This is a genomic window from Bacillus sp. 2D03, from assembly GCF_003946765.1.
In the GTDB taxonomy this organism is placed as follows: domain Bacteria; phylum Bacillota; class Bacilli; order Bacillales; family Bacillaceae_G; genus Bacillus_A; species Bacillus_A cereus.
Genome location: NZ_RPSJ01000001.1, coordinates 496,005 through 518,415, shown reverse-complemented (window position 1 = coordinate 518,415; position 22,411 = coordinate 496,005). Strand labels below are relative to the sequence as shown.

Sequence of the window (22,411 nt, the reverse complement as noted above, 5' to 3'; positions counted from 1 at the left end):
ATTTGTAGCGTATGAGAAATTAACGTATGTAGTTGATGTTGTGAAACATTTGATTGCTTAGAGAAAACAGCCATGAGAGGGAAAGGGAATGAGTGAATGAATGGAATGGTTATTTGGAATTATAGGTACTTGTAGTGTAGTGTTATTGTTCTTTGTCCCAAGTGGTATACTTAGTTCGACAACAAGTTTGTTCTTCTTAAGTTTGTTTGCTTGTACGATGCTTATTATTATGTTTTTAATGAAGCGAAGTAAACCAATCTTCTATTTTAGCATGATTGTTATGGCAATTATTGTTCTCCAAATTATTACCCTTGTAATATACCCCACAATTATAAAAGCTTTCCATTAATGATGAATCCTCTGCGTTTGTTGCTGGGGATTTTTACTTGTACAATTTTAATTTTTAGTAGAGATTTATTTGTATTGGAATGTAAAAATTAAATATTTTCATATTTCAAACAAATAGTTTTGGGATGTTGTGTTCTCATTACGCATTTGATATATTTACTTTGAACATAATTAAAATCAAGAAAAAGAGGCGGACGTATGGATAAAAAAGAAAATACGGTCGTATTGTTTCCGCAGCTATCAGAGCGCTATATTGATGAAGGTTTTTTAGCGCTGAAAGAGCGGAAGTTCGAAGATGCATTGCGCTGCTTTGAAATATTACGTCAGTATAATGCGGAAACGGAACAAACGGAATTAGCTTCAGTTATTTGTTTACTCGAATTAAAACGTATGGAAGAAGCGAAAGACAAATGTGAACAGTTGCTTAAAACAGGAGTTGTCTTATTTGGTGATATTCTTGAAACGTACGTGACTATTTTAGTTCAAACAAATGATTATGAAGGTGTTATTGAAACTGTTGAAAAGGTTTTACAAACGAAAGATATAATGCCTGATCAAAAGGAAAAATTAGCGCAGCTTGCTTTATTTGCAGAAGGTATGCTAAATGAGGGAGACGCATCGCTAGTGGATTCAAATTTTGAGTTGGATGAGTTTACTAATGAAATTTTTGGAGAAAACTTTGGACAGAAGCTAAGAGCGATTCAGCGACTTTCGTTAAAAGACTTAGATCTTGCATTACCTGTTTTAAAGAAATTTTTAATAGACGAAGAGCAACACCCCTATTTGAAAACTTCTATTTTGTATAAAATGATAGAAAGTCAGGTAGAAGAGGAAATAGAGGTAGAAAAGTTTGGGAATACGATTAAGGTAATTCCAGCATTTACAGGTCATAATGAGGAGCAATCCAATAACATTATACATAAATTATCAAGTCGATTAGAGCAAAATTATCCCGATATATTTGAAGCGATGGTTACATATTGGAAAGAATTGCAAATTAGCATTTTCCCATTCGCTCTATTAATGGATAAAGAAGAGATTTGGTCAGCTGTTTTAGAGAGAATTGGAAGAAAGCGTTTCGGATTGGCTATTGATGAAGAAGAGCTTATGGCAGCATACAATATCGAATTGGAAGAGTTTCATATTGCCTATCAATGGTTATTACGTGTTGAAAGAGAAGGATATTTGCCCGTATAATTATGAAAAAGAATCGTTCAGTTCTTGAAACGAGCATATTCTATGTTATAATATAAGGGTTGCAAAAGGCAGAAAACTGCCTGTTTGTAAGAGAAGAGAAGTGTAATTCTCTTACTTAATATGTTTCATATTATTCTCGAACAAAATATACCGTAGTTGTCTTCTGGGCAATTAGTAGATTGGAACATTATATCTGAAAGCTTTTGCTAGAGGATTATTTGTGTATTTGTTATTTCAAAAAAGAGATAATGAAGATCTTAATCTATAGAGGTATGTGCATACATTATTATAGTTGGAGGGAAAGAATAAATGTCTACAAAATGGGAAAAATTAGAAGGTAACGTTGGCGTTTTAACAATCGAAGTTGATGCTAAAGAAGTAAACAACTCTATCGACGCTGCGTTCAAAAAAGTAGTAAAAACAATTAACGTACCAGGTTTCCGTAAAGGAAAAATGCCTCGTCCATTATTCGAACAACGCTTTGGTATTGAATCTTTATACCAAGATGCTTTAGATATCATTTTACCAAAAGCATACGGTGAAGCGATTGAAGAAGCTGGTATCTTCCCAGTTGATCATCCTGAAATCGACATCGAGAAGTTCGAAAAAAATGCTAACCTTATCTTCACTGCAAAAGTTACAGTGAAACCTGAAGTTAAATTAGGTGAGTACAAAGGTTTAGCAGTAGAAAAAGTTGAAACAACTGTAACTGATGAAGATGTAGAGAACGAATTAAAATCTTTACAAGAGCGTCAAGCTGAACTAGTTGTTAAAGAAGAAGGAACTGTTGAAAACGGTGATACAGCTGTAATCGACTTCGAAGGTTTCGTTGATGGCGAAGCATTTGAAGGCGGAAAAGGCGAAAACTACTCTCTAGCAATCGGTTCTGGTACATTCATCCCAGGTTTCGAAGAGCAAGTAATCGGTCTTAAATCTGGTGAGTCTAAAGACGTTGAAGTATCATTCCCAGAAGAGTACCATGCTGCTGAATTAGCTGGCAAACCAGCAACATTCAAAGTAACAATTCATGAAATCAAAACAAAAGAACTTCCTGAGTTAAACGACGAGTTCGCTAAAGAAGCAGACGAAGCGGTTGCAACTCTTGATGAATTAAAAGCAAAACTTCGCACAAACTTAGAAGAAGGCAAAAAGCACGAAGCTGAGCACAAAATACGTGACGAAGTAGTAGAATTAGCTGCTGCTAACGCTGAAATCGAAATTCCAGAAGCTATGATCAACACTGAGTTAGATCGTATGGTTCGTGAATTCGAGCAACGTTTAAGCCAACAAGGTATGAACCTTGAGCTTTACTACCAATTCACAGGTACTGACGCTGACAAATTAAAAGAGCAAATGAAAGAAGATGCACAAAAACGTGTAAGAATCAATCTTGTTCTTGAAGCTATCATTGAAGCTGAAAACATCGAAGTTACTGAAGAAGAAGTAACTGCAGAAGTTGAAAAAATGGCTGAAATGTACGGTATGCCAGTAGACGCTATCAAGCAAGCTCTTGGAAGCGTAGACGCTTTAGCTGAAGATCTTAAAGTGCGTAAAGCTGTAGACTTCTTAGTAGAAAACGCTGCATAATAAAATAACAAGGCACGATTAAAATCGTGCCTTGTTTTATAAATATAGAAATATATTTATAAAACTTTTCGATGGAGAAGGAAAAGTTCCTTTACAAGTCGAATATACATATTTCAAAAGTTTTAAAAATTTTTTATTTGTACATAACTAGTCATATTATTTGTATTTCTCGCCACGTAGTGACATAATATGTATTTACATACGATACATTTATCGTGTACATACGAAGGCAAGAGGTTAGCACTTTGTAAGGGGTGTGAAAATATGTTTAAATTTAATGATGAAAAAGGGCAATTAAAATGTTCTTTCTGTGGTAAAACACAAACGCAAGTTCGAAAGTTAGTGGCAGGTCCAGGTGTTTACATTTGTGACGAGTGTATCGAACTTTGTACTGAAATTGTACAAGAGGAGCTTGCGAAGGACGAAGAAGTAGAATTCAAAGATGTACCGAAACCGGTAGAAATTCGTGAAATCTTAGATGAGTATGTCATCGGGCAAGATAGCGCGAAAAAAGCACTAGCGGTAGCGGTATATAACCATTACAAACGCATTAATTCTAACAGCAAAATTGATGATGTAGAATTAGCGAAGAGTAATATCGCACTTATCGGGCCAACAGGTAGTGGTAAAACATTACTTGCACAAACGTTAGCGCGTATTCTAAATGTTCCATTTGCAATCGCGGACGCAACATCTTTAACAGAAGCTGGATATGTTGGTGAAGATGTAGAAAATATCTTACTAAAATTAATTCAAGCAGCTGATTATGATGTAGAGAAAGCGGAAAAAGGAATCATTTATATTGATGAGATTGATAAAGTGGCACGTAAGTCCGAAAATCCATCAATTACACGTGATGTATCTGGTGAAGGTGTGCAACAGGCACTTCTGAAAATTTTAGAAGGTACTGTAGCAAGCGTTCCACCTCAAGGTGGTCGTAAGCATCCGCACCAAGAGTTTATTCAAATTGATACAACGAACATCTTATTCATTTGTGGTGGAGCGTTTGATGGCATTGAGCCGATTATTAAACGTCGCCTTGGTGAAAAAGTAATTGGATTTGGTTCTGAGAAGAAAAATGCTGATGTAAATGAGAAGCATGTTTTATCTCACGTATTACCAGAGGATCTTTTAAGATTTGGTTTAATTCCAGAGTTTATCGGTCGTCTTCCAGTTATTGCGAACCTAGAGCCACTTGATGAAGATGCTCTTGTTGATATTTTAACGAAACCGAAAAATGCACTTGTTAAGCAATTCCAAAAACTATTGGAGCTTGACGATGTTGAGTTAGAGTTTGAAGAAGGTGCACTAATCGAAATTGCGAAAAAAGCAATTGAACGTAAAACGGGTGCTCGTGGACTTCGTTCTATTATTGAAGGCTTAATGCTTGATGTAATGTTCGAACTTCCATCTCGTAAAGATATCGAGAAGTGTATTCTTACAAAAGAAACAGTAGCTGATAATGAGCCGCCAAAATTGGTGTTACAAGACGGTACTGTACTTGATACAAAAACATCTGCATAATGCGAATGCGAAAGGGAAACAGCAATTTTTATAATTGCTGTTTTTCTTTATGTTTAGCTACGTTCCTCCGCGGAAATACTAAGAGATAAAATATTGCGGGAGGAAATAAATAATGAGCTGGACAAATATATTTTTAGTTGTTCAACTTGTTTTTGGTGTAATTGTCGGATTGTATTTCTGGCATTTACTTCGAAATCAACGAACACAAAAAGTTTCAATTGATCGAGAATCGAAAAAAGAATTAGAACAACTTCGTAAAATGCGTGAGATTTCTTTAACAGAGCCGCTAGCAGAAAAGGTGCGTCCTACAACCTTTTTAGATATTGTAGGGCAAGAGGACGGGATTAAGTCGTTAAAAGCGGCTCTTTGTGGTCCGAATCCGCAACATGTAATCATATATGGCCCACCAGGTGTTGGGAAAACAGCGGCAGCACGTCTTGTATTAGAAGAAGCGAAACGAAATCCTAAATCTCCATTTCGTACGAATGCAACATTTATTGAACTTGATGCGACAACAGCTCGGTTTGATGAACGTGGTATCGCAGACCCTTTAATTGGTTCGGTGCATGATCCGATTTATCAAGGTGCTGGGGCGATGGGGCAAGCAGGTATTCCGCAACCGAAAAAAGGTGCTGTAACAGATGCACATGGTGGTATTTTGTTTATTGATGAGATTGGCGAGCTCCATCCGATTCAAATGAACAAAATGTTAAAGGTGTTAGAAGATCGAAAAGTATTTTTAGAAAGTGCGTACTATAGTGAAGAAAATACAATGATCCCAACATATATACATGATATTTTCCAAAAAGGCTTACCGGCAGATTTTCGCTTAGTTGGAGCAACGACACGTTCGCCAGAGGAAATTCCTCCTGCTATTCGGTCACGTTGCTTAGAAGTATTTTTCCGTGAATTAGATACGGAAGAAATTCAAAAAGTAGCGAAAAATGCCGCGGAAAAAGTGGAAATGCAAATAGGTGAAAATGGTATTGAAATGATTGGGATGTATGCAAGGAATGGACGAGAAGCGATTAATCTCGTGCAAATCTCTGCGGGTATGGCGATAAATGAAGAACGTTCTTTCATTAAGGATGAAGATATAGAGTGGGTTGTTCACTCAAGTCAGCTTACACCGAAATATGAAAAGCGCATTTATCCGATTCCAAGGATTGGTCTTGTAAATGGTCTTGCTGTATACGGACCCAATACAGGTGCGTTATTAGAAATTGAAGTAACAGCAATTCCGGCGAAAGATAAAGGATCGGTAAATGTTACGGGAATTGTGGAAGAAGAAAGTATTGGTAGTCAAACGAAATCGATTCGTCGTAAAAGTATGGCGAAAGGCTCTGTTGATAATGTATTAACAGTACTTCGTTCTTTAGATGTGTTGCCAGAAGGATATGATATACATATTAATTTTCCAGGTGGTATCCCAATTGATGGACCTTCTGCGGGAATCGCTATGGCAACAGGTGTATATTCTGCGGTGCACCGCACGTATGTAAATAATGAAGTAGCGATGACAGGGGAAATAAGTATACACGGAGAAGTAAAACCTATTGGTGGCGTGTACGCAAAAATAAAAGCTGCGAAAAAAGCGGGAGCTAAGAAAGTCATTATTCCTGCTGAAAATATGCAACCATTTTTGTATACGATTAAGGGAATTGAAATTATTCCTGTTCGTAAGTTAAAAGAAGTATTTGAGTTAACGTTTATGCAAGAAAATATGCATAGAGAGCTAGATGTACATACTCACGTAGACGAAACAGATGCACAATCTATGTAAAAATAAACAATAATAAAATTTGCCAGACTTCGTTTAAGTTTGTATGCTTAATCGGAGTCTTTTTCTTTTCGTGAGGTAGAAAAACAAGCTATTTACAATTGCGCGGAATCTCAGCAATTGCATCTAGGTGTATTGTAATATAAAATAGTTGAACAGGAGTTTAATTTATTATGGAGGTGCTATGTCTAGTATGAATACGAACGAAAGAATCGTGCCCCTCCTACCATTAAGAGGCGTTCTCGTATATCCAACGATGGTTTTGCATCTTGATGTAGGACGTGATAAATCGATACAAGCACTAGAGCAGGCGGCAATGGATGAAAATATCATCTTTTTAGCAATGCAAAAAGAAATGAATATCGATGATCCGAAAGAAGATGACATATATAGTGTAGGTACAGTGGCGAAAGTGAAGCAAATGTTAAAATTGCCGAACGGTACGCTTCGTGTCCTTGTGGAAGGTTTACATAGAGCAGAAGTAATAGAGTTTATCGAAGAAGAAAATGTAGTACAAGTGTCTATTAAAACGGTAACTGAAGAAGTAGAAGATGATTTAGAAGAGAAAGCTTTTATGCGTACGTTACTGGAGCATTTCGAACAATATATTAAAGTTTCGAAAAAAGTTTCAAATGAAACTTTTGCAACGGTAGCTGATGTGGAAGAACCAGGGAGATTAGCTGATTTAATTGCTTCTCACTTGCCGATTAAAACGAAGCAGAAACAAGAGATTTTAGAGATTGTATCTGTAAAAGAACGATTACAAACACTTATTTCAATTATTCAAGATGAACAAGAGTTACTTAGTCTAGAAAAGAAAATTGGGCAAAAAGTGAAACGTTCCATGGAGCGCACGCAAAAAGAATATTTCTTACGTGAGCAAATGAAGGCGATTCAAACTGAACTTGGCGACAAAGAAGGCAAGGGCGGAGAAGTAGAAGAACTTCGTGAGAAAATTGAACAGTCAGGAATGCCGGAAGAAACAATGAAGGCTGCCCTGAAAGAATTAGATCGTTATGAAAAGTTACCAGCAAGTTCTGCGGAGAGTGGTGTTATTCGCAATTATATTGATTGGTTATTAGCGCTTCCGTGGACAGAGGCAACAGAAGATATAATTGACCTTGCTCATTCGGAAGAGATTTTAAATAACGATCATTACGGTCTTGAAAAAGTGAAAGAGCGTGTACTTGAATATTTAGCTGTACAGAAGTTAACGAATTCATTAAAAGGACCTATCCTTTGTTTAGTAGGCCCTCCTGGGGTCGGCAAAACTTCGCTAGCGCGTTCAATTGCAACATCATTGAATCGTAACTTCGTCCGTGTATCTCTTGGTGGTGTGCGTGATGAATCTGAAATTCGTGGTCACCGTCGTACATATGTTGGAGCAATGCCAGGACGCATTATTCAAGGTATGAAAAAGGCGAAAACAGTTAATCCAGTCTTCTTATTAGATGAGATTGATAAAATGTCTAACGATTTTCGTGGAGATCCATCAGCGGCATTACTTGAAGTATTAGATCCAGAACAAAACCATAACTTCAGTGATCATTACATTGAAGAACCATATGATCTATCAAAAGTTATGTTTGTAGCAACTGCTAATACACTTTCAAGTATTCCAGGTCCATTACTTGACCGTATGGAAATCATTTCGATTGCTGGCTATACAGAACTTGAAAAAGTACACATTGCTCGTGAGCATTTGTTGCCGAAACAATTAAAAGAACATGGCTTACGAAAAGGTAATTTACAAGTGCGTGATGAAGCGCTGCTTGAGATTATTCGTTATTATACACGTGAGGCTGGTGTTCGTACGCTAGAGCGCCAAATTGCAAAAGTTTGCCGTAAAGTAGCGAAGATTATCGTTACAGCAGAACGTAAACGTATCGTTGTGACAGAGAAAAAGATTGTTGATTTACTTGGTAAACACATATTCCGTTATGGGCAAGCTGAAAAAACAGACCAAGTTGGTATGGCAACAGGTCTAGCTTACACAGCAGCAGGCGGCGATACACTTGCCATTGAAGTTTCTGTAGCGCCAGGAAAAGGGAAACTAATTTTAACAGGGAAACTTGGGGATGTTATGAAAGAATCAGCACAAGCTGCGTTTAGTTATATACGTTCTCGTGCAGAAGAGCTTCAAATCGATCCGAATTTCCATGAGAAAAATGATATTCATATTCACGTTCCAGAAGGAGCAGTTCCAAAAGACGGACCGTCAGCAGGTATTACGATGGCAACGGCACTTATTTCTGCGCTAACAGGTATTCCTGTAAGTAAAGAAGTGGGTATGACAGGTGAAATTACACTTCGTGGTCGTGTATTACCAATTGGTGGTTTAAAAGAAAAAACATTAAGTGCTCACCGCGCAGGCTTAACAAAAATTATTTTGCCAGCAGAAAACGAGAAAGATTTAGATGATATTCCAGAGAGCGTAAAAGAAAACCTTACGTTTGTGCTTGCATCTCATTTAGATGAAGTATTGGAGCACGCATTAGTAGGAGTGAAACAATGAAAGTAACAAAAGCAGATATTGTAATTAGTGCTGTTAAACCAGAACAATATCCAGACAGTGATTTACCAGAAATTGCATTAGCAGGTCGTTCAAATGTGGGGAAGTCTTCCTTTATAAATAAAATTTTAAATCGTAAAAAGTTAGTGCGTATTTCTTCTAAACCAGGAAAAACGCAAACGCTGAACTTTTTCTTAATCAATGAGATGATGCACTTTGTTGACGTTCCAGGTTATGGATATGCGAAAGTATCTAAATCCGAGCGCGCTGCATGGGGGAAAATGATTGAAACGTACTTTACAACGCGTGAGCAATTAGACGCAGCTGTATTAGTAGTTGATTTACGTCACCAACCAACAAGTGATGACGTGATGATGTATGATTTCTTAAAGCATTATGAAATCCCAACAATTATTATTGCGACGAAAGCCGATAAAATTCCAAAAGGGAAATGGCAAAAGCATTTAAAAGTTGTAAAAGAAACGCTTGCTGTTGAAATTGGCGATGAAATTGTTCTATTCTCTTCTGAAACAGGACTTGGAAAAGAAGAAGCGTGGAAAGCAATTCATAAATTTACAAAAACAAAAAACGCGTGACGAATGTCGCGCGTTTTTGTTTTGCTAAATTTTTTAGCGTACGTTTAATGTAACTTCAATATTTCCTCGTGTTGCTTTCGAGTAAGGACATACACCGTGAGCCGCTTCTACAAGTTCTTGTGCTTCGGCATGAGAGACACCGGCAACATGTACATCAAGTACAGCAGATAGGCCGAAACCACCATCTGTATCTTTTCCGATAGAAACGTGAGCAGTTACTTCTGTACTTTCTACTTTCACACGTTTTGTACGAATGACAAGTTGTAATGCACTATCGAAACAAGCTGCATAACCAGCTGCAAATAGTTGTTCTGGATTTGTTGCTTCTCCGCCTGCACCACCTAGTGCTTTCGGCATTTTTACATCAAGATTTAATATGCCATCATCTGAAACTACTTTCCCATTTCTTCCACCTGTTGCTGTTACTGAAGCAGTATATAATTTATCCATATTTATTCCCCTTTTCCATCATTAATTGTTTTCATTGTGTCAATTAGTTTATTTAGCTGAATTAATAAAGAGCGATATTCTTGCTCTGTAATTCCTAAGTTTGTAGCCATCGTTGTCGGTAATGAACAAGCCTTTTCCTTTAAATCTTTGCCTTGTTCTGTTAATTCAATACAAACTTTTCGCTCGTCTTCTTTGGAACGAACACGTTTTACAAGTTTTAATGATTCCATGCGTTTTAACATAGGTGTTAACGTACCAGAATCTAAAAATAGACGTTCTCCAATTTCTTTTACTGTTAGTCCATCTTGCTCCCATAGTACGAGTAAAGTAATGTACTGGGGATACGTAATACCCATTTCTTCTAAATAAGGTCGATAAAAACGAGTAACCTCTCTAGAGCAGGCGTAAATAGAAAAACAAAGTTGGTTATCTAGATGCAAAGAGTCCTCTGTCATAAATAACTCCCTTCTAATTAAGTTGTGCGCAATTTAATTTCGTAAAACCAATATAACGAAAAAGAAATACAATGTCAAATACATTGTATTGAGAAAGTCTTTGTTGCATTTTGGAACAATCATACATATTTTCCTTCATGATGAAAGAAGATAGGGAAGATGATGTTATAATTTATATGGAATAGTTTCCATCACTTGATTATGAGGGCTTTTTTTGGTAACGTACAAATAGAGTTATTAATTTATAATCATTATAAAGTAGAAGTTTTTTTTATTAGTGTTACTGAATCTCCTTTATTACATACGGAGAATAATTAAAAAATAATCAGTTGTTCACACGATTGTCAGATTCATAAGAGGAAAGTTGTATTATGATAGTAGATAAAGTGATAAAACGGGTGAAGGGGGACATGCTGCGTGCATATTCTTGTTGTTAGTGTAAATTATCGAACAGCCCCTGTAGAATTTCGTGAGAAACTCACATTTCAGGCAGCAGAACTAGAGCGAGCGATGACTACATTACAAAATCAAAAGAGCGTGTTAGAGAATGTCATTGTATCAACTTGTAATCGCACTGAGATTTATGCTGTTGTCGATCAATTACACACGGGACGGTATTATATTAAGAAGTTTTTAGCTGATTGGTTTCAGCTTGAAATAGAAGAAGTCGCGCCATATTTAACTATTTTTGAACAAGATGGTGCAATAGATCATTTATTCCGCGTAACGTGCGGTTTAGATTCTATGGTAGTCGGAGAAACGCAGATTTTAGGTCAAATAAAAGATAGCTTTTTAGAAGCGCAACAAGTTAAAGCAACAGGCACAATTTTTAATGAATTGTTTAAGCAAGTCATTACATTAGCAAAACGTGCCCACTCAGAAACAACAATCGGGGAAAGTGCGATGTCTGTTAGTTATGCTGCTGTTGAGCTTGGAAAGAAAATATTTGGCGAGTTAACAGATTGTCATGTGCTTATTCTTGGTGCTGGTAAAATGGGCGAACTTGCACTGCAAAACTTATATGGAAGTGGTGCTCGTAAAGTAACAGTTATGAATAGGACGCTTTCGAAAGCAGAAGTAATGGCTGAGAAATATATGGGACATGCAAAATCGTTAAGCGAATTACAATGTGCATTATTAGAAGCAGATATTTTAATTAGTTCAACTGGTGCATCTGAGTATGTCATTACGAAAGAGATGATGACAAAGGTGGAGAAAATGCGCTGTGGTCGCCCTTTGTTTATGGTTGACATTGCAGTGCCACGTGATATTGATCCAGCGATTGATGAGCTAGAAGGTTCTTTCTTGTATGATATTGATGATTTACAAGGAGTAGTGGAGGCAAACCGTGCTGAGCGTTTGAAAGAAGCAGAGAAAATTCAATTTATGATTGAAGAGGAAATTGTTCTATTTAAAACGTGGTTAAGTACACTTGGTGTTGTTCCATTAATATCAGCTCTTCGTGATAAGGCACTTGCAATCCAAAGTGAAACGATGGTAAGCCTAGAGCGAAAAATACCAAACCTTAGTGATCGTGAGAAAAAAGTTATTAGTAAGCATACGAAAAGTATTATTAATCAATTATTAAAAGACCCAATTTTAGTAGCGAAAGAAATAGCTGCTGAAGAGGGAGCGAGCGAAAAATTAGCGTTATTTGCGAAGATTTTCGATTTAGAAACGGAAGACGTAGAGAATTGTGCGGAAGAAGTAGAACATAAAAAAGTGTGGACACCATCCGTTCCATCTTTATAATTTGGAAGGATGATCGGATGAGTTTTTTAAATAACAGTATTATTTATCATATTGCAATTATTTTATATGCTTGTAGCATTAGTTTATATTTTATAGATTATTTCCAAAGTAACCGAAAGGCGAACCGATTTGCTTTTTGGTTACTTTCGATTGTATGGGTCCTGCAGTCTATTTTTATGTTACTTAGGGCTACAGATTCAGAAACGAATCCTATTTTAACTTTATTATCAGGGATATATTTTTATGTTTGGTTATTGATTACGATGTCGTTAGTCATTAATCGATTTATGAGAATTGACTTTTTAGTCTTTTTTACAAATGTTGTTGCATTTGGCGTAAGCGCTTTTTCTATTTTTACACCGCTCGGAAAGATGTCGCCAGTACTTGCGGAACAATTAGTTTCAGAACTTGTATACGTGCATGTCGGTATGGCAATTATTTCTTACGCAACGTTTACTGTATCGTTCATTTTTTCTATTATGTACTTATTACAATATCGCCTATTAAAAAAGAAAAAATGGAATGCGAGATTAAGAAGATTAGGGAATTTACCGAAGCTAGAATCTATGTCTTACGGATTAAATTTATTTTCTGTTCCATTTTTCTTACTAGCAATTTTATTGGGATGTATATGGGGATATACAAAATTGGACAATTTCCATTGGTATGATACGAAAGTAATCGGATCTTTTGTCGTTCTATTTGTGTATTGCACAGGTTTATATTTACGAGCGGCAGATGTGTTGCAAGGTAAGAAAATTGTACAGTGGAATATCGGATCGTTTCTCGTAATGCTAGTAAACATTTTTCTATTAAGCAGTTTATCCAATTTCCACTTTTGGTATTTATAATGAGGAGAGAGAATTATGCGCAAAATTATTGTAGGATCACGAAAGAGTAAACTAGCATTAACGCAAACAAACTGGTTTATTGATCAGTTAAAAGCCCTAGGTCTACCATATGAATTTGAAGTGAAAGAAATTGTCACAAAAGGTGATGTTATTTTAGATGTTACTCTTTCAAAAGTAGGCGGCAAAGGCTTGTTTGTAAAAGAGATTGAACACGCGCTACTTACGAAAGAAATCGATATGGCTGTACATAGTATGAAAGATATGCCAGCCGTACTTCCAGAAGGTTTAATGATTGGCTGTACACCAAAGCGTGTTGACCCTCGTGATGCTTTTATCTCAAAAAATGGAGCATCGTTTAAAGAGTTAGCGGAAGGTGCTATTTTAGGTACGAGTAGTTTAAGACGTAGTGCACAGCTACTCGCTGCGAGACCAGATTTACAAGTGAAGTGGATTCGCGGGAATATCGATACACGTTTACGTAAATTAAAAGAAGAAGATTACGATGCGATTATTTTAGCGACAGCTGGATTACAAAGAATGGGCTGGGATGATGAAGTTATTACAGAACATTTAGATGAAACGTTATGTGTACCTGCTGTAGGACAAGGTGCATTAGCGATTGAGTGTCGTGAGGATGATAAGGATTTATTGCAGTTGTTAGCGCATATTAATGATGCGATAACAGAAAGAACAGTGGCGGCGGAGCGAGTATTTCTTCATAAACTTGAAGGTGGATGCCAAGTTCCAATCGCTGGATATGCAACCCTTACAGAAAACGATGCAATCGAATTAACAGCTCTTGTCGGCTCTATGGATGGCTCTGTTTTATTAAAAGAGACAGTAGTGGGTACTGATCCTGAGGAAGTAGGATTAGAGGCCGCGGACCGTTTAATTAAGCAAGGCGCCAAAGAACTCATTCTTGCTGCAAATAAGGAGCAACAATAAATATGAACGCTCTCGCTGGAAAAACGGTATTGATTACACGTGCCCAGCATCAAGCGAAACAAATGAGTGTAGCAGTGAAAGAAAAGAGCGGAATTCCATTGGAAATTCCGCTTTTGCGTATGGAAGGTATGTCTCATAGGCAAATTCAACATATTGAAGAGCAGCTACATTCATACGACTGGGTTATTTTTACGAGCAGAAATGGTGTAGCTTTTTTTCTAGATAGTTTAAAAAAGAAACTACCACTAACCATTAAAATCGCTGCGGTAGGTGTGAAAACAAAATTAGAGTTAGAAAAAAGGGGCTATCAAGTTCATTTTGTTCCGACTTCATTTGTTGCAGAAGCATTTGCAGAAGAGTTTCTAAAAGAATTAAGTGGAAATGAACGTATTTTATTTCCGAAAGGGAATTTAGCAAGAGAGGTAATTCCGGTTGCACTTCGGGAAATTGGTGTTTCTCTAGATGAGCTAACCGTATACGGTACGAAAGTGAATATAGAAAAAAAGCAAGAGCTTATAGCGGCATTGAAGTTAGGGAAAGTAGACATTATTACATTTACGAGCCCTTCAACTGTTACTAGTTTTGTTCGTTTACTTGAGGGTACAAACTGGAGAGAATGGACAAAAAAATGTACAATTGCTTGTATAGGACCTATTACGGAAAAAGAGGCAAGTCTTTATTTTCCGTCTGTTATTGTGCCGAAAGAGTACACTGTAGAAGCATTACTACAATATGTTTGTGAATCTATAAAATGAAAGAATGGGGATAGAAATCTATGAACTCTTTACAATTTAATCGTCATCGTCGTTTAAGACAAAGCGGGGGCATGCGTGCGCTTGTGCGTGAAACGTTTTTACATACGGAAGATTTTATTTACCCTATTTTTGTATTAGAAGGTGAAAATGTTCGTAATGAAGTTCCTTCTATGCCAGGCGTATATCAAATGTCTTTAGATTTATTGCAAGCTGAAATGCAAGAAGTTGTTGATTTAGGTATTCGTTCTGTTATTGTATTTGGTTTACCTGCTGAAAAGGATGAAGTTGGATCATCAGCATATTGTGATCATGGAATTGTACAACGTGCTATTCAGCAAATTAAAGGTGATTTCCCTGAGCTAGTAGTAGTTGCAGACACATGTTTATGTCAATTTACAAGCCATGGTCATTGCGGTGTAATTGAAGATGGTATTATTTTAAATGACGAGTCTCTTGCAGTTCTTGCGAAAACAGCTGTAAGTCAAGCGAAAGCAGGAGCGGACATTATTGCGCCATCAAACATGATGGACGGCTTTGTAACAGCAATTCGCCATGCATTAGACGAAAATGGTTTTGGACACGTGCCAGTTATGTCGTACGCTGTGAAATATTCATCAGCATTTTATGGACCATTCCGTGATGCTGCGCACGGTGCACCGCAATTTGGTGACCGTAAAACATATCAAATGGATCCGGCAAACCGTATGGAAGCATTCCGTGAAGCAGAATCAGATGTAATGGAAGGTGCAGATTTCTTAATCGTAAAACCAGCTCTTTCTTACTTAGATATCGTTCGTGATGTGAAAAACAACTTTAATTTACCAGTTGTCGCTTATAATGTAAGTGGTGAATATTCGATGATTAAAGCGGCAGCGCAAAATGGTTGGATTAATGAAAAAGAAGTTGTTCTTGAAAAATTAATTAGTATGAAACGTGCAGGAGCAGATTTAATTATTACGTATCATGCAAAAGATGCAGCAAGATGGTTACAAGAAGGAGGCGCTAAATAATGAAAAAGTTTGATAAGTCAATTGCAGCGTTTGAAGAGGCGCAAGACTTAATGCCTGGCGGCGTAAATAGCCCGGTTCGTGCCTTTAAGTCTGTTGGGATGAATCCGTTGTTTATGGAGCGTGGAAAAGGCTCTAAAGTATATGATATCGATGGGAATGAATACATCGACTACGTATTATCATGGGGTCCTTTAATTCATGGTCATGCAAATGATCGTGTTGTAGAAGCGTTAAAATCTGTTGCTGAAAGAGGTACAAGCTTCGGTGCACCAACAGAAATTGAAAATAAATTAGCAAAACTTGTTATTGAGCGCGTGCCATCAATTGAGATTGTGCGTATGGTTAACTCTGGAACGGAAGCAACAATGAGTGCACTACGTTTAGCTCGTGGTTATACAGGTCGTAATAAAATCTTGAAATTTATTGGTTGTTACCATGGTCATGGTGATTCGTTATTAATTAAAGCTGGTTCTGGTGTGGCGACTTTAGGTTTACCAGATAGTCCTGGTGTACCAGAAGGTGTAGCGAAAAATACGATTACAGTAGCTTATAACGATTTAGAAAGCGTAAAATACGCGTTTGAACAATTCGGTGATGATATTGCTTGTGTAATTGTAGAACCAGTAGCAGGAAATATGGGGGTTGTTCCTCCGCAGCCTGGATTTTTAGAAGGTCTTCGTGAAGTAACAGAACAAAACGGTGCATTGCTTATTTTTGATGAAGTAATGACAGGGTTCCGAGTAGCTTATAATTGTGGCCAAGGTTATTATGGCGTAACGCCTGATTTAACATGCTTAGGTAAAGTAATCGGTGGTGGTTTACCAGTAGGAGCATACGGTGGTAAAGCGGAAATTATGCGCCAAGTTGCGCCAAGCGGACCAATTTACCAAGCTGGTACTTTATCAGGTAACCCACTTGCAATGGCGGCAGGTTATGAAACGTTAGTACAGTTAACGCCAGAATCATATGTAGAATTTGAGCGTAAAGCTGAAATGTTAGAAGCTGGATTACGTAAAGCAGCTGAAAAACATGGCATTCCGCACCATATTAACCGTGCAGGCTCTATGATTGGTATTTTCTTTACAGATGAACCCGTTATTAATTACGATGCAGCAAAATCTTCAAACTTAGAATTCTTTGCGGCTTACTATCGTGAAATGGTAGAACAAGGTGTATTCTTACCACCATCTCAATTCGAAGGTTTATTCTTATCGACAGCACATAGTGATGCAGATATTGAAGCGACGATTGCAGCAGCTGAAATTGCAATGTCAAAATTAAAAGCGTAATGTATTAGAGAAAATCGCTCTCCATAAGGGGAGCGATTTTTTTTATTCATAAAGTAAGCTTTCCGCACATAAATCTGTAATGACATATAGTTTGGGAGGGGGAAAAGAAGTGGCTGCAGATCATTCATTACGATTTTCATTAAAAGAATCTGTGTGGTTCCAAAAAGGACAGGAAGTCGAAGAACTTTTGTCAATTTCGTTAGATCCAGACGTTGAGATAGAAGAGCTTGATCATGAAGTAATCGTGAGAGGACAATTAGATTTAACGGGAGAGTATGTTGCACGAAAAGATGATTCCACGTATTCATTAAGAGAACTATCGCCAGCAAAGTCAATTGATTATGTAGAAACAAGAGAAGATGGGGTTAATGAACTTGTTCATTCCTTTCCACTTGAAATATCAATTCCGAGAAATCGAGTGAAAGTAATTGAAGAGCTATATGTATCAATCGAGGAATTTGATTATGAATTAAAGGAAAATGGTTGCTTACAATTATTAGCGGATATATCTATTACCGGTTTGTGTGATGAAGAGAGAGGCGAGGATGAAGTTGAAGAGGAAGAAACGGTGTATGCTGAGTTAGAAGAAGATTCAGCGCAAGAGGATGAAAATAGACCGGCGCCGCATGTAGAAGAACCGGCATATAAGGAATCAGATGAGTGGGAAGATTACGCATTTGAACCGTTCCAATTAGAGGAAAGAAAAGAGCAGGAATTAGAAGAAGAGAAAATAGAAGAACATGAATTTGTGGAACGTGAAGAGGAGCAAGAAACAACGCCGCAATTTGAACTGTTCGGACGAAAAGATTTCAAGAAAGAAAAAGCGAAAAAGCAGGAAGAACAAGAAGAAGAGTACTCACAGCGAGATGAAAATGCGCTTTATTTAACAAAACTATTTACGAAAGAACCGGAAGAAGAATTTACAAAGTTAAGAATGTATTTCGTGCAAGAAGGAGATACAATTGAATCTATTGCAGACCGTTATGAAACGTCTGTACAAAATTTATACCGTGTTAATCAAACAGAAGATATATTTTTAAATACGGGGCAAATTATTTATATTCCCGTTTCAAGGGTAAAGACGAAATAAGGAAGTGAGTGTTTTCACTCACTTCCTTTCTTAGAGGCTATGTTTTGAATAGAAAGGGTTATTCGTATGGATATTGAGTTGCGAAATCACTATGAACCTATCGTGAGGCAATATAGATTGGATACGCAGCATATGGAAGAGCACGGAAATGTAATGAAAATTTATACGAATCAAGGTCCATATGCACTCAAGAAAATAGAAGGCAGAAAGTTAGAGCGGAATAACTTTCTGCATCATATTCAATATTTGAAGGAGAAAGGTTTTTCAAATTATGTACCTATATATCATGCGACGGATGGAAGTTATATTTTAAGTGACGGGACGTATAATTATTATTTAATGCCTTGGTTAGAACGTGCAGAAGGAAACGGTGAGGACAATGATCAATACCATAAAATGTTTCAGACACTTGGAACGTTGCATCAAAAAACTGTGAAGGAAGAAATGTATACGGAAGAAGATTTAGAAAAACATTATACAAGTATATCCGATCGTTGGGAAAATGATGGTGAGATGTTAGAAGAGTTTCTCGTAGAATCTGAATCAAAATGGTATATGTCCCCGTTTGAATTGCAATATTGTACGTACTATCATCATGTAATGAGAGCGCGTGAATTTGCAACGAAGCAATTAAATGAGTGGAACGATGCGATGAAAGAAAAAGAGAAAACGCGTATTACTTTTGTGCATGGTAATGTGTCACTTAATCATTTTTTATTTGACTATGAGCGGAATGGCTATTTTATTAGTTTAGAAAAATCGAAGTTTGCAACGCCTGTGCAAGATATAGTAGGTTTTTATTCACGGTCTTTAAACACATATCCAATCGCAAGAAGTGATCGGTTTGAATGGTTTCAAATGTATCAAAAAAATTTCCCTTTTACGAAAGAAGAGCAACTACTTATGTTTGCGTATATGACGTATCCATCGCAATTTATTCGGCAAATCCAGTCCTATAAGAAAAGAAGAGATAATCGCAACGAGGAAAATGAACTGCGCGGAGTAAAGAGTTTGCAACAATCGCATTGGCTCGTTAGCAATATAGAATATTTCCTGTCACAATTACAAGCTGCCCAGCAAGGGAACGGATAAAGTAAAGGCATTCCCCGCTGATGATTAGCCTTCACCAATTGGGCGTTTACGGGCACCAGGGCTCCCATCTAACTTCTTTGCTTCAGCTGAGTTTTAAGGTGGAGGTCTTACTGCCCGCAAATAGCGGGGGAAAGAAGATAAGTAGAGGATTCTACTTATCTTCTTTTTTGGGCACGAAAAGCTGTAGTTTTAAATTTGTCTTGACGAATAAGGTTTCGTTTTTTACACTATTGTATATAATAATTAACAATCATATAAATGCCTTGAAGGGGAAGAGTATAACATGAAACGTCTTCAGAGAGGAGAATCATTAGCTGGGAGATTCTCTAGATAGTTATGTTAGAAGGTAGCCCTGGAGCATCTTTTCTGAACGGAATAGTTCTTATTAGGAAAAGACGGATTTGTCCGTTATCAAATTAAGAGTATAAGCAAATTATGAATTTGTTTGTAAATAAAGGTGGTACCGCGATGTCCCTCGTCCTTTTTGGATGAGGGACATTTTTTATTTTAAGGAGGGAAAATAATGTCAAACACGGAAAAGAATTTACCAACTAAATATGATCATATGTCCGTTGAAGAAGGCCTTTATCAATGGTGGCTTGAAGGCAAATATTTTGAAGCAACAGGAGACGAGAAGAAACAACCATATACAATTGTAATTCCACCTCCGAACGTAACTGGTAAGTTACACTTAGGTCATGCTTGGGATACAACTCTTCAAGATATTTTAACTCGTACGAAGCGTATGCAAGGATACGATGTGCTATGGCTTCCAGGAATGGACCATGCTGGTATTGCAACACAAGCAAAAGTAGAAGGAAAACTTCGTGAAGAAGGTATTTCACGTTACGATCTTGGCCGTGAAAAATTCCTTGAAAAAGCTTGGGAGTGGAAAGAAGAATACGCTTCTCACATTCGTCAACAATGGGGAAAAGTTGGTTTAGGACTAGACTATTCTCGTGAACGCTTCACATTAGACAAAGGTTTATCAGATGCGGTTAATAAAGTATTCGTTCAATTATACGAAAAAGGCTTAATTTACCGTGGTGAATATATCATCAACTGGGATCCAGCAACACGCACAGCTCTTTCTGATATTGAAGTAATTCATAAAGAAGTTCAAGGTGCATTCTACCATATGAACTATCCGTTAACAGATGGTTCTGGTCACATTCGTCTTGCGACAACTCGTCCAGAAACGATGCTGGGTGATACAGCAGTAGCAGTTCATCCCGAAGACGATCGTTACAAACATTTAATCGGAAAAACAGTTACACTTCCAATCGTAGGCCGTGAGATTCCGATTATTGCTGATGAGTACGTAGAAAAAGATTTCGGAACGGGCGTTGTAAAAATTACACCAGCTCATGACCCGAATGACTTTGAAGTAGGTAACCGTCATGACTTACCACGCATTTTAGTAATGAACGAAGATGGAACAATGAACGAAAAAGCTGGTAAGTATAACGGTATGGATCGTTTCGAATGCCGTAAAGAATTAGTGAAAGACTTACAAGAAGCTGGCGTATTAGTAGAAATCGAGCCACATATGCATTCAGTAGGTCATAGTGAGCGTAGCGGTGCAGTTGTTGAGCCTTATTTATCAACACAATGGTTCGTAAAAATGGCTCCACTTGCTGAAAAAGCAGTAGCGCTTCAACAAAAAGAAGAAGAAAAAGTAACGTTCGTACCAGAGCGTTTTGAAAACACATATTTACGCTGGATGGAAAATATTCATGACTGGTGTATTTCTCGTCAATTATGGTGGGGACACCGTATTCCAGCTTGGTACCATAAAGAAACTGGTGAAGTATACGTAGGTACAGAAGCACCAGCAGATATTGAAAACTGGAATCAAGATAATGACGTACTTGATACATGGTTCAGTTCAGCGTTATGGCCATTTTCAACACTTGGTTGGCCAAATGAAGATTCAGCAGACTTCAAACGTTACTATTCAACAGATGCACTAGTAACGGGTTATGATATCATCTTCTTCTGGGTATCTCGTATGATTTTCCAAGGTTTAGAGTTTACAGGAGAGCGTCCATTTAAAGATGTATTAATTCACGGTTTAGTTCGTGATGAGCAAGGTCGTAAAATGAGTAAATCTCTTGGTAACGGTATTGATCCAATGGATGTTATCGAGAAGTACGGTGCAGATGCAATGCGTTTCTTCTTATCAACAGGAAGTGCACCAGGTCAAGATTTACGTTTCAGCATGGAAAAAGTAGAATCTACTTGGAACTTCATTAATAAAATTTGGAACGCATCACGTTTCGTATTAATGAACATGGATGATATGAAGTATGAAGAAATCGATTTAACTGGTGAAAAATCAGTAGCAGATAAGTGGATCTTAACTCGCTTAAACGAAACAATCGAAAGCGTAACACGTAACATGGATAAATATGAGTTCGGTGAAGCTGGTCGTTCATTATACAACTTCATTTGGGACGATTTCTGTGATTGGTATATTGAAATGGCGAAACTTCCACTATACGGTGAAGATGAAGCAGCTAAGAAAACAACTCGTTCTATTTTAGCTTACGTATTAGATCAAACAATGCGTCTATTACACCCATTCATGCCATTCGTAACAGAGAAAATTTGGCAACATTTACCGCATGAAGGCGAGTCTATTACAGTAGCTGCGTGGCCAACAGTTCGCGAAGATTTACAAGATACGGAAGCTGCGGCAGAAATGCACCTTCTAGTTGATATCATTCGCTCTGTTCGTAACATCCGTGCAGAAGTAAATACGCCAATGAGCAAAAAAGTTCAAATGCAAATTAAAGCAAAAGATGAGGCTGTACTTGCTCAACTTACGAAAAACAGCTCTTACATTGAGCGTTTCTGTAACCCAAGCGAATTAACAATTCAAACGGACTTACAAGCGCCAGAAAAAGCAATGACTGCAATCGTATCAGGTGCAGAGTTATTCTTACCGTTAGCTGATCTTATCAATCTTGATGAAGAGAGAGCTCGTCTTGAGAAAGAACTTGAGAAGTTCGATAAAGAAGTAGAACGTGTACAGAAGAAACTTTCTAACCAAGGTTTCGTAGCGAAAGCTCCTGCAGCGGTTATTGAAGGAGAGCGTGCGAAAGAGCAAGATTACCTAGAAAAACGCGAAGCAGTTCGTCAACGTCTAGCAGATCTTGAAAAGTAAAAATGTTTT

At 37.4% G+C, this 22,411-nt stretch carries 18 protein-coding genes and 1 other annotated feature; of the genes, 16 read left to right on the top strand and 2 right to left on the bottom strand.

The genetic code is table 11. From position 1 onward, the window contains the following. The first annotated feature begins 100 nt into the window (after nt 1-100). The 7 genes from EBQ15_RS02930 to ysxC all read left to right on the top strand — a co-directional run bounded on the left by EBQ15_RS02930 (nt 101) and on the right by ysxC (nt 9,544). On the top strand, nt 101-349 hold the full coding sequence (locus tag EBQ15_RS02930; protein WP_001983650.1) for a hypothetical protein: 249 nt from the start codon (nt 101-103) through the stop codon (nt 347-349). Between the two features lie 197 nt (nt 350-546). Further along, complete coding sequence (locus tag EBQ15_RS02925; RefSeq protein ID WP_000358274.1) at nt 547-1,545, top strand: hypothetical protein; 999 nt, start codon at nt 547-549, stop codon at nt 1,543-1,545. 309 nt (nt 1,546-1,854) lie between these two features. Then, nucleotides 1,855-3,132: a trigger factor gene (gene tig / locus EBQ15_RS02920; RefSeq protein ID WP_000105214.1), complete on the top strand. Its 1,278-nt coding sequence runs from the start codon at nt 1,855-1,857 to the stop codon at nt 3,130-3,132. 264 nt (nt 3,133-3,396) lie between these two features. After that, nucleotides 3,397-4,656, top strand: a complete 1,260-nt coding sequence (clpX, locus tag EBQ15_RS02915; RefSeq protein WP_000472289.1) for an ATP-dependent protease ATP-binding subunit ClpX — start codon at nt 3,397-3,399, stop codon at nt 4,654-4,656. A 112-nt stretch (nt 4,657-4,768) separates the two neighbouring features. After that, nucleotides 4,769-6,439: an ATP-dependent protease LonB gene (lonB, locus tag EBQ15_RS02910; protein ID WP_000119179.1), complete on the top strand. Its 1,671-nt coding sequence runs from the start codon at nt 4,769-4,771 to the stop codon at nt 6,437-6,439. 181 nt (nt 6,440-6,620) lie between these two features. Continuing rightward, nucleotides 6,621-8,951 (top strand): endopeptidase La, encoded by a 2,331-nt coding sequence (gene lon, locus EBQ15_RS02905; RefSeq protein WP_000097285.1) that lies wholly within the window; start codon nt 6,621-6,623, stop codon nt 8,949-8,951. Beyond that, nucleotides 8,948-9,544, top strand: coding sequence for a ribosome biogenesis GTP-binding protein YsxC (gene ysxC, locus EBQ15_RS02900; protein WP_000869116.1), 597 nt, complete (start codon nt 8,948-8,950; stop codon nt 9,542-9,544). Before lon ends, ysxC begins: the two co-directional genes overlap by 4 nt. A gap of 33 nt (nt 9,545-9,577) precedes the next feature. Here ysxC and EBQ15_RS02895 read toward each other — a convergent pair whose 3' ends face one another. Together EBQ15_RS02895 and EBQ15_RS02890 are read right to left on the bottom strand one after the other, a co-directional pair. After that, the gene (locus tag EBQ15_RS02895; RefSeq protein ID WP_000359777.1) at nt 9,578-9,994 is read right to left on the bottom strand and encodes an organic hydroperoxide resistance protein; all 417 of its coding nucleotides are present in this window, start codon (nt 9,992-9,994) and stop codon (nt 9,578-9,580) included. A gap of 2 nt (nt 9,995-9,996) precedes the next feature. Beyond that, nucleotides 9,997-10,449 carry a MarR family winged helix-turn-helix transcriptional regulator gene (locus EBQ15_RS02890; protein WP_000133916.1) on the bottom strand — a complete coding sequence of 151 codons (453 nt, stop codon included), beginning with the start codon at nt 10,447-10,449 and terminating at the stop codon, nt 9,997-9,999. 417 nt (nt 10,450-10,866) lie between these two features. Here EBQ15_RS02890 and hemA point away from each other — a divergent pair, with 417 nt between their 5' ends. From hemA to EBQ15_RS02845, 9 genes are all read left to right on the top strand, one after another. Continuing rightward, nucleotides 10,867-12,201 (top strand): glutamyl-tRNA reductase, encoded by a 1,335-nt coding sequence (gene hemA, locus EBQ15_RS02885; RefSeq protein ID WP_000547864.1) that lies wholly within the window; start codon nt 10,867-10,869, stop codon nt 12,199-12,201. A gap of 17 nt (nt 12,202-12,218) precedes the next feature. Next, nucleotides 12,219-13,052, top strand: coding sequence for a cytochrome c biogenesis protein (locus EBQ15_RS02880; protein WP_000008999.1), 834 nt, complete (start codon nt 12,219-12,221; stop codon nt 13,050-13,052). A 15-nt stretch (nt 13,053-13,067) separates the two neighbouring features. Then, on the top strand, nt 13,068-13,997 hold the full coding sequence (gene hemC / locus EBQ15_RS02875; protein ID WP_001226399.1) for a hydroxymethylbilane synthase: 930 nt from the start codon (nt 13,068-13,070) through the stop codon (nt 13,995-13,997). Nucleotides 13,998-13,999: 2 nt separating this feature from the next. Continuing rightward, entirely contained in the window at nt 14,000-14,752 is a 753-nt protein-coding gene (gene hemD, locus EBQ15_RS02870) for a uroporphyrinogen-III synthase (protein WP_000992349.1), read from the top strand. Nucleotides 14,753-14,772: 20 nt separating this feature from the next. Further along, nucleotides 14,773-15,762: a porphobilinogen synthase gene (gene hemB, locus EBQ15_RS02865; protein WP_001087065.1), complete on the top strand. Its 990-nt coding sequence runs from the start codon at nt 14,773-14,775 to the stop codon at nt 15,760-15,762. Further along, complete coding sequence (gene hemL / locus EBQ15_RS02860; protein ID WP_000712943.1) at nt 15,762-17,051, top strand: glutamate-1-semialdehyde 2,1-aminomutase; 1,290 nt, start codon at nt 15,762-15,764, stop codon at nt 17,049-17,051. The genes hemB and hemL overlap by 1 nt, the downstream gene beginning before the upstream one ends. A gap of 79 nt (nt 17,052-17,130) precedes the next feature. Further along, a complete protein-coding gene (gene spoVID / locus EBQ15_RS02855) occupies nt 17,131-18,141 on the top strand; it encodes a stage VI sporulation protein D (protein ID WP_115735440.1) in 1,011 nt (336 codons plus the stop codon). 66 nt (nt 18,142-18,207) lie between these two features. After that, nucleotides 18,208-19,233, top strand: coding sequence for a spore coat protein YsxE (gene ysxE, locus EBQ15_RS02850; protein WP_000350655.1), 1,026 nt, complete (start codon nt 18,208-18,210; stop codon nt 19,231-19,233). 254 nt (nt 19,234-19,487) lie between these two features. After that, nucleotides 19,488-19,719 (top strand) — a binding site (T-box leader). A 37-nt stretch (nt 19,720-19,756) separates the two neighbouring features. Next, the gene (locus EBQ15_RS02845) at nt 19,757-22,402 is read left to right on the top strand and encodes a valine--tRNA ligase (protein ID WP_000072250.1); all 2,646 of its coding nucleotides are present in this window, start codon (nt 19,757-19,759) and stop codon (nt 22,400-22,402) included. Nucleotides 22,403-22,411: the final 9 nt, after the last annotated feature.

Coding starts and splice junctions, on each gene's coding strand:
- EBQ15_RS02930 (WP_001983650.1), top strand. CDS start 101: ATGGAATGGTTATTTGGAATTATAGGTACTTGTAGTGTAGTGTTATTG.
- EBQ15_RS02925 (WP_000358274.1), top strand. CDS start 547: ATGGATAAAAAAGAAAATACGGTCGTATTGTTTCCGCAGCTATCAGAG.
- tig (WP_000105214.1), top strand. CDS start 1,855: ATGTCTACAAAATGGGAAAAATTAGAAGGTAACGTTGGCGTTTTAACA.
- clpX (WP_000472289.1), top strand. CDS start 3,397: ATGTTTAAATTTAATGATGAAAAAGGGCAATTAAAATGTTCTTTCTGT.
- lonB (WP_000119179.1), top strand. CDS start 4,769: ATGAGCTGGACAAATATATTTTTAGTTGTTCAACTTGTTTTTGGTGTA.
- lon (WP_000097285.1), top strand. CDS start 6,621: ATGTCTAGTATGAATACGAACGAAAGAATCGTGCCCCTCCTACCATTA.
- ysxC (WP_000869116.1), top strand. CDS start 8,948: ATGAAAGTAACAAAAGCAGATATTGTAATTAGTGCTGTTAAACCAGAA.
- EBQ15_RS02895 (WP_000359777.1), bottom strand. CDS start 9,994: ATGGATAAATTATATACTGCTTCAGTAACAGCAACAGGTGGAAGAAAT.
- EBQ15_RS02890 (WP_000133916.1), bottom strand. CDS start 10,449: ATGACAGAGGACTCTTTGCATCTAGATAACCAACTTTGTTTTTCTATT.
- EBQ15_RS02880 (WP_000008999.1), top strand. CDS start 12,219: ATGAGTTTTTTAAATAACAGTATTATTTATCATATTGCAATTATTTTA.
- hemC (WP_001226399.1), top strand. CDS start 13,068: ATGCGCAAAATTATTGTAGGATCACGAAAGAGTAAACTAGCATTAACG.
- hemD (WP_000992349.1), top strand. CDS start 14,000: ATGAACGCTCTCGCTGGAAAAACGGTATTGATTACACGTGCCCAGCAT.
- hemB (WP_001087065.1), top strand. CDS start 14,773: ATGAACTCTTTACAATTTAATCGTCATCGTCGTTTAAGACAAAGCGGG.
- hemL (WP_000712943.1), top strand. CDS start 15,762: ATGAAAAAGTTTGATAAGTCAATTGCAGCGTTTGAAGAGGCGCAAGAC.
- spoVID (WP_115735440.1), top strand. CDS start 17,131: ATGACATATAGTTTGGGAGGGGGAAAAGAAGTGGCTGCAGATCATTCA.
- ysxE (WP_000350655.1), top strand. CDS start 18,208: ATGGATATTGAGTTGCGAAATCACTATGAACCTATCGTGAGGCAATAT.
- EBQ15_RS02845 (WP_000072250.1), top strand. CDS start 19,757: ATGTCAAACACGGAAAAGAATTTACCAACTAAATATGATCATATGTCC.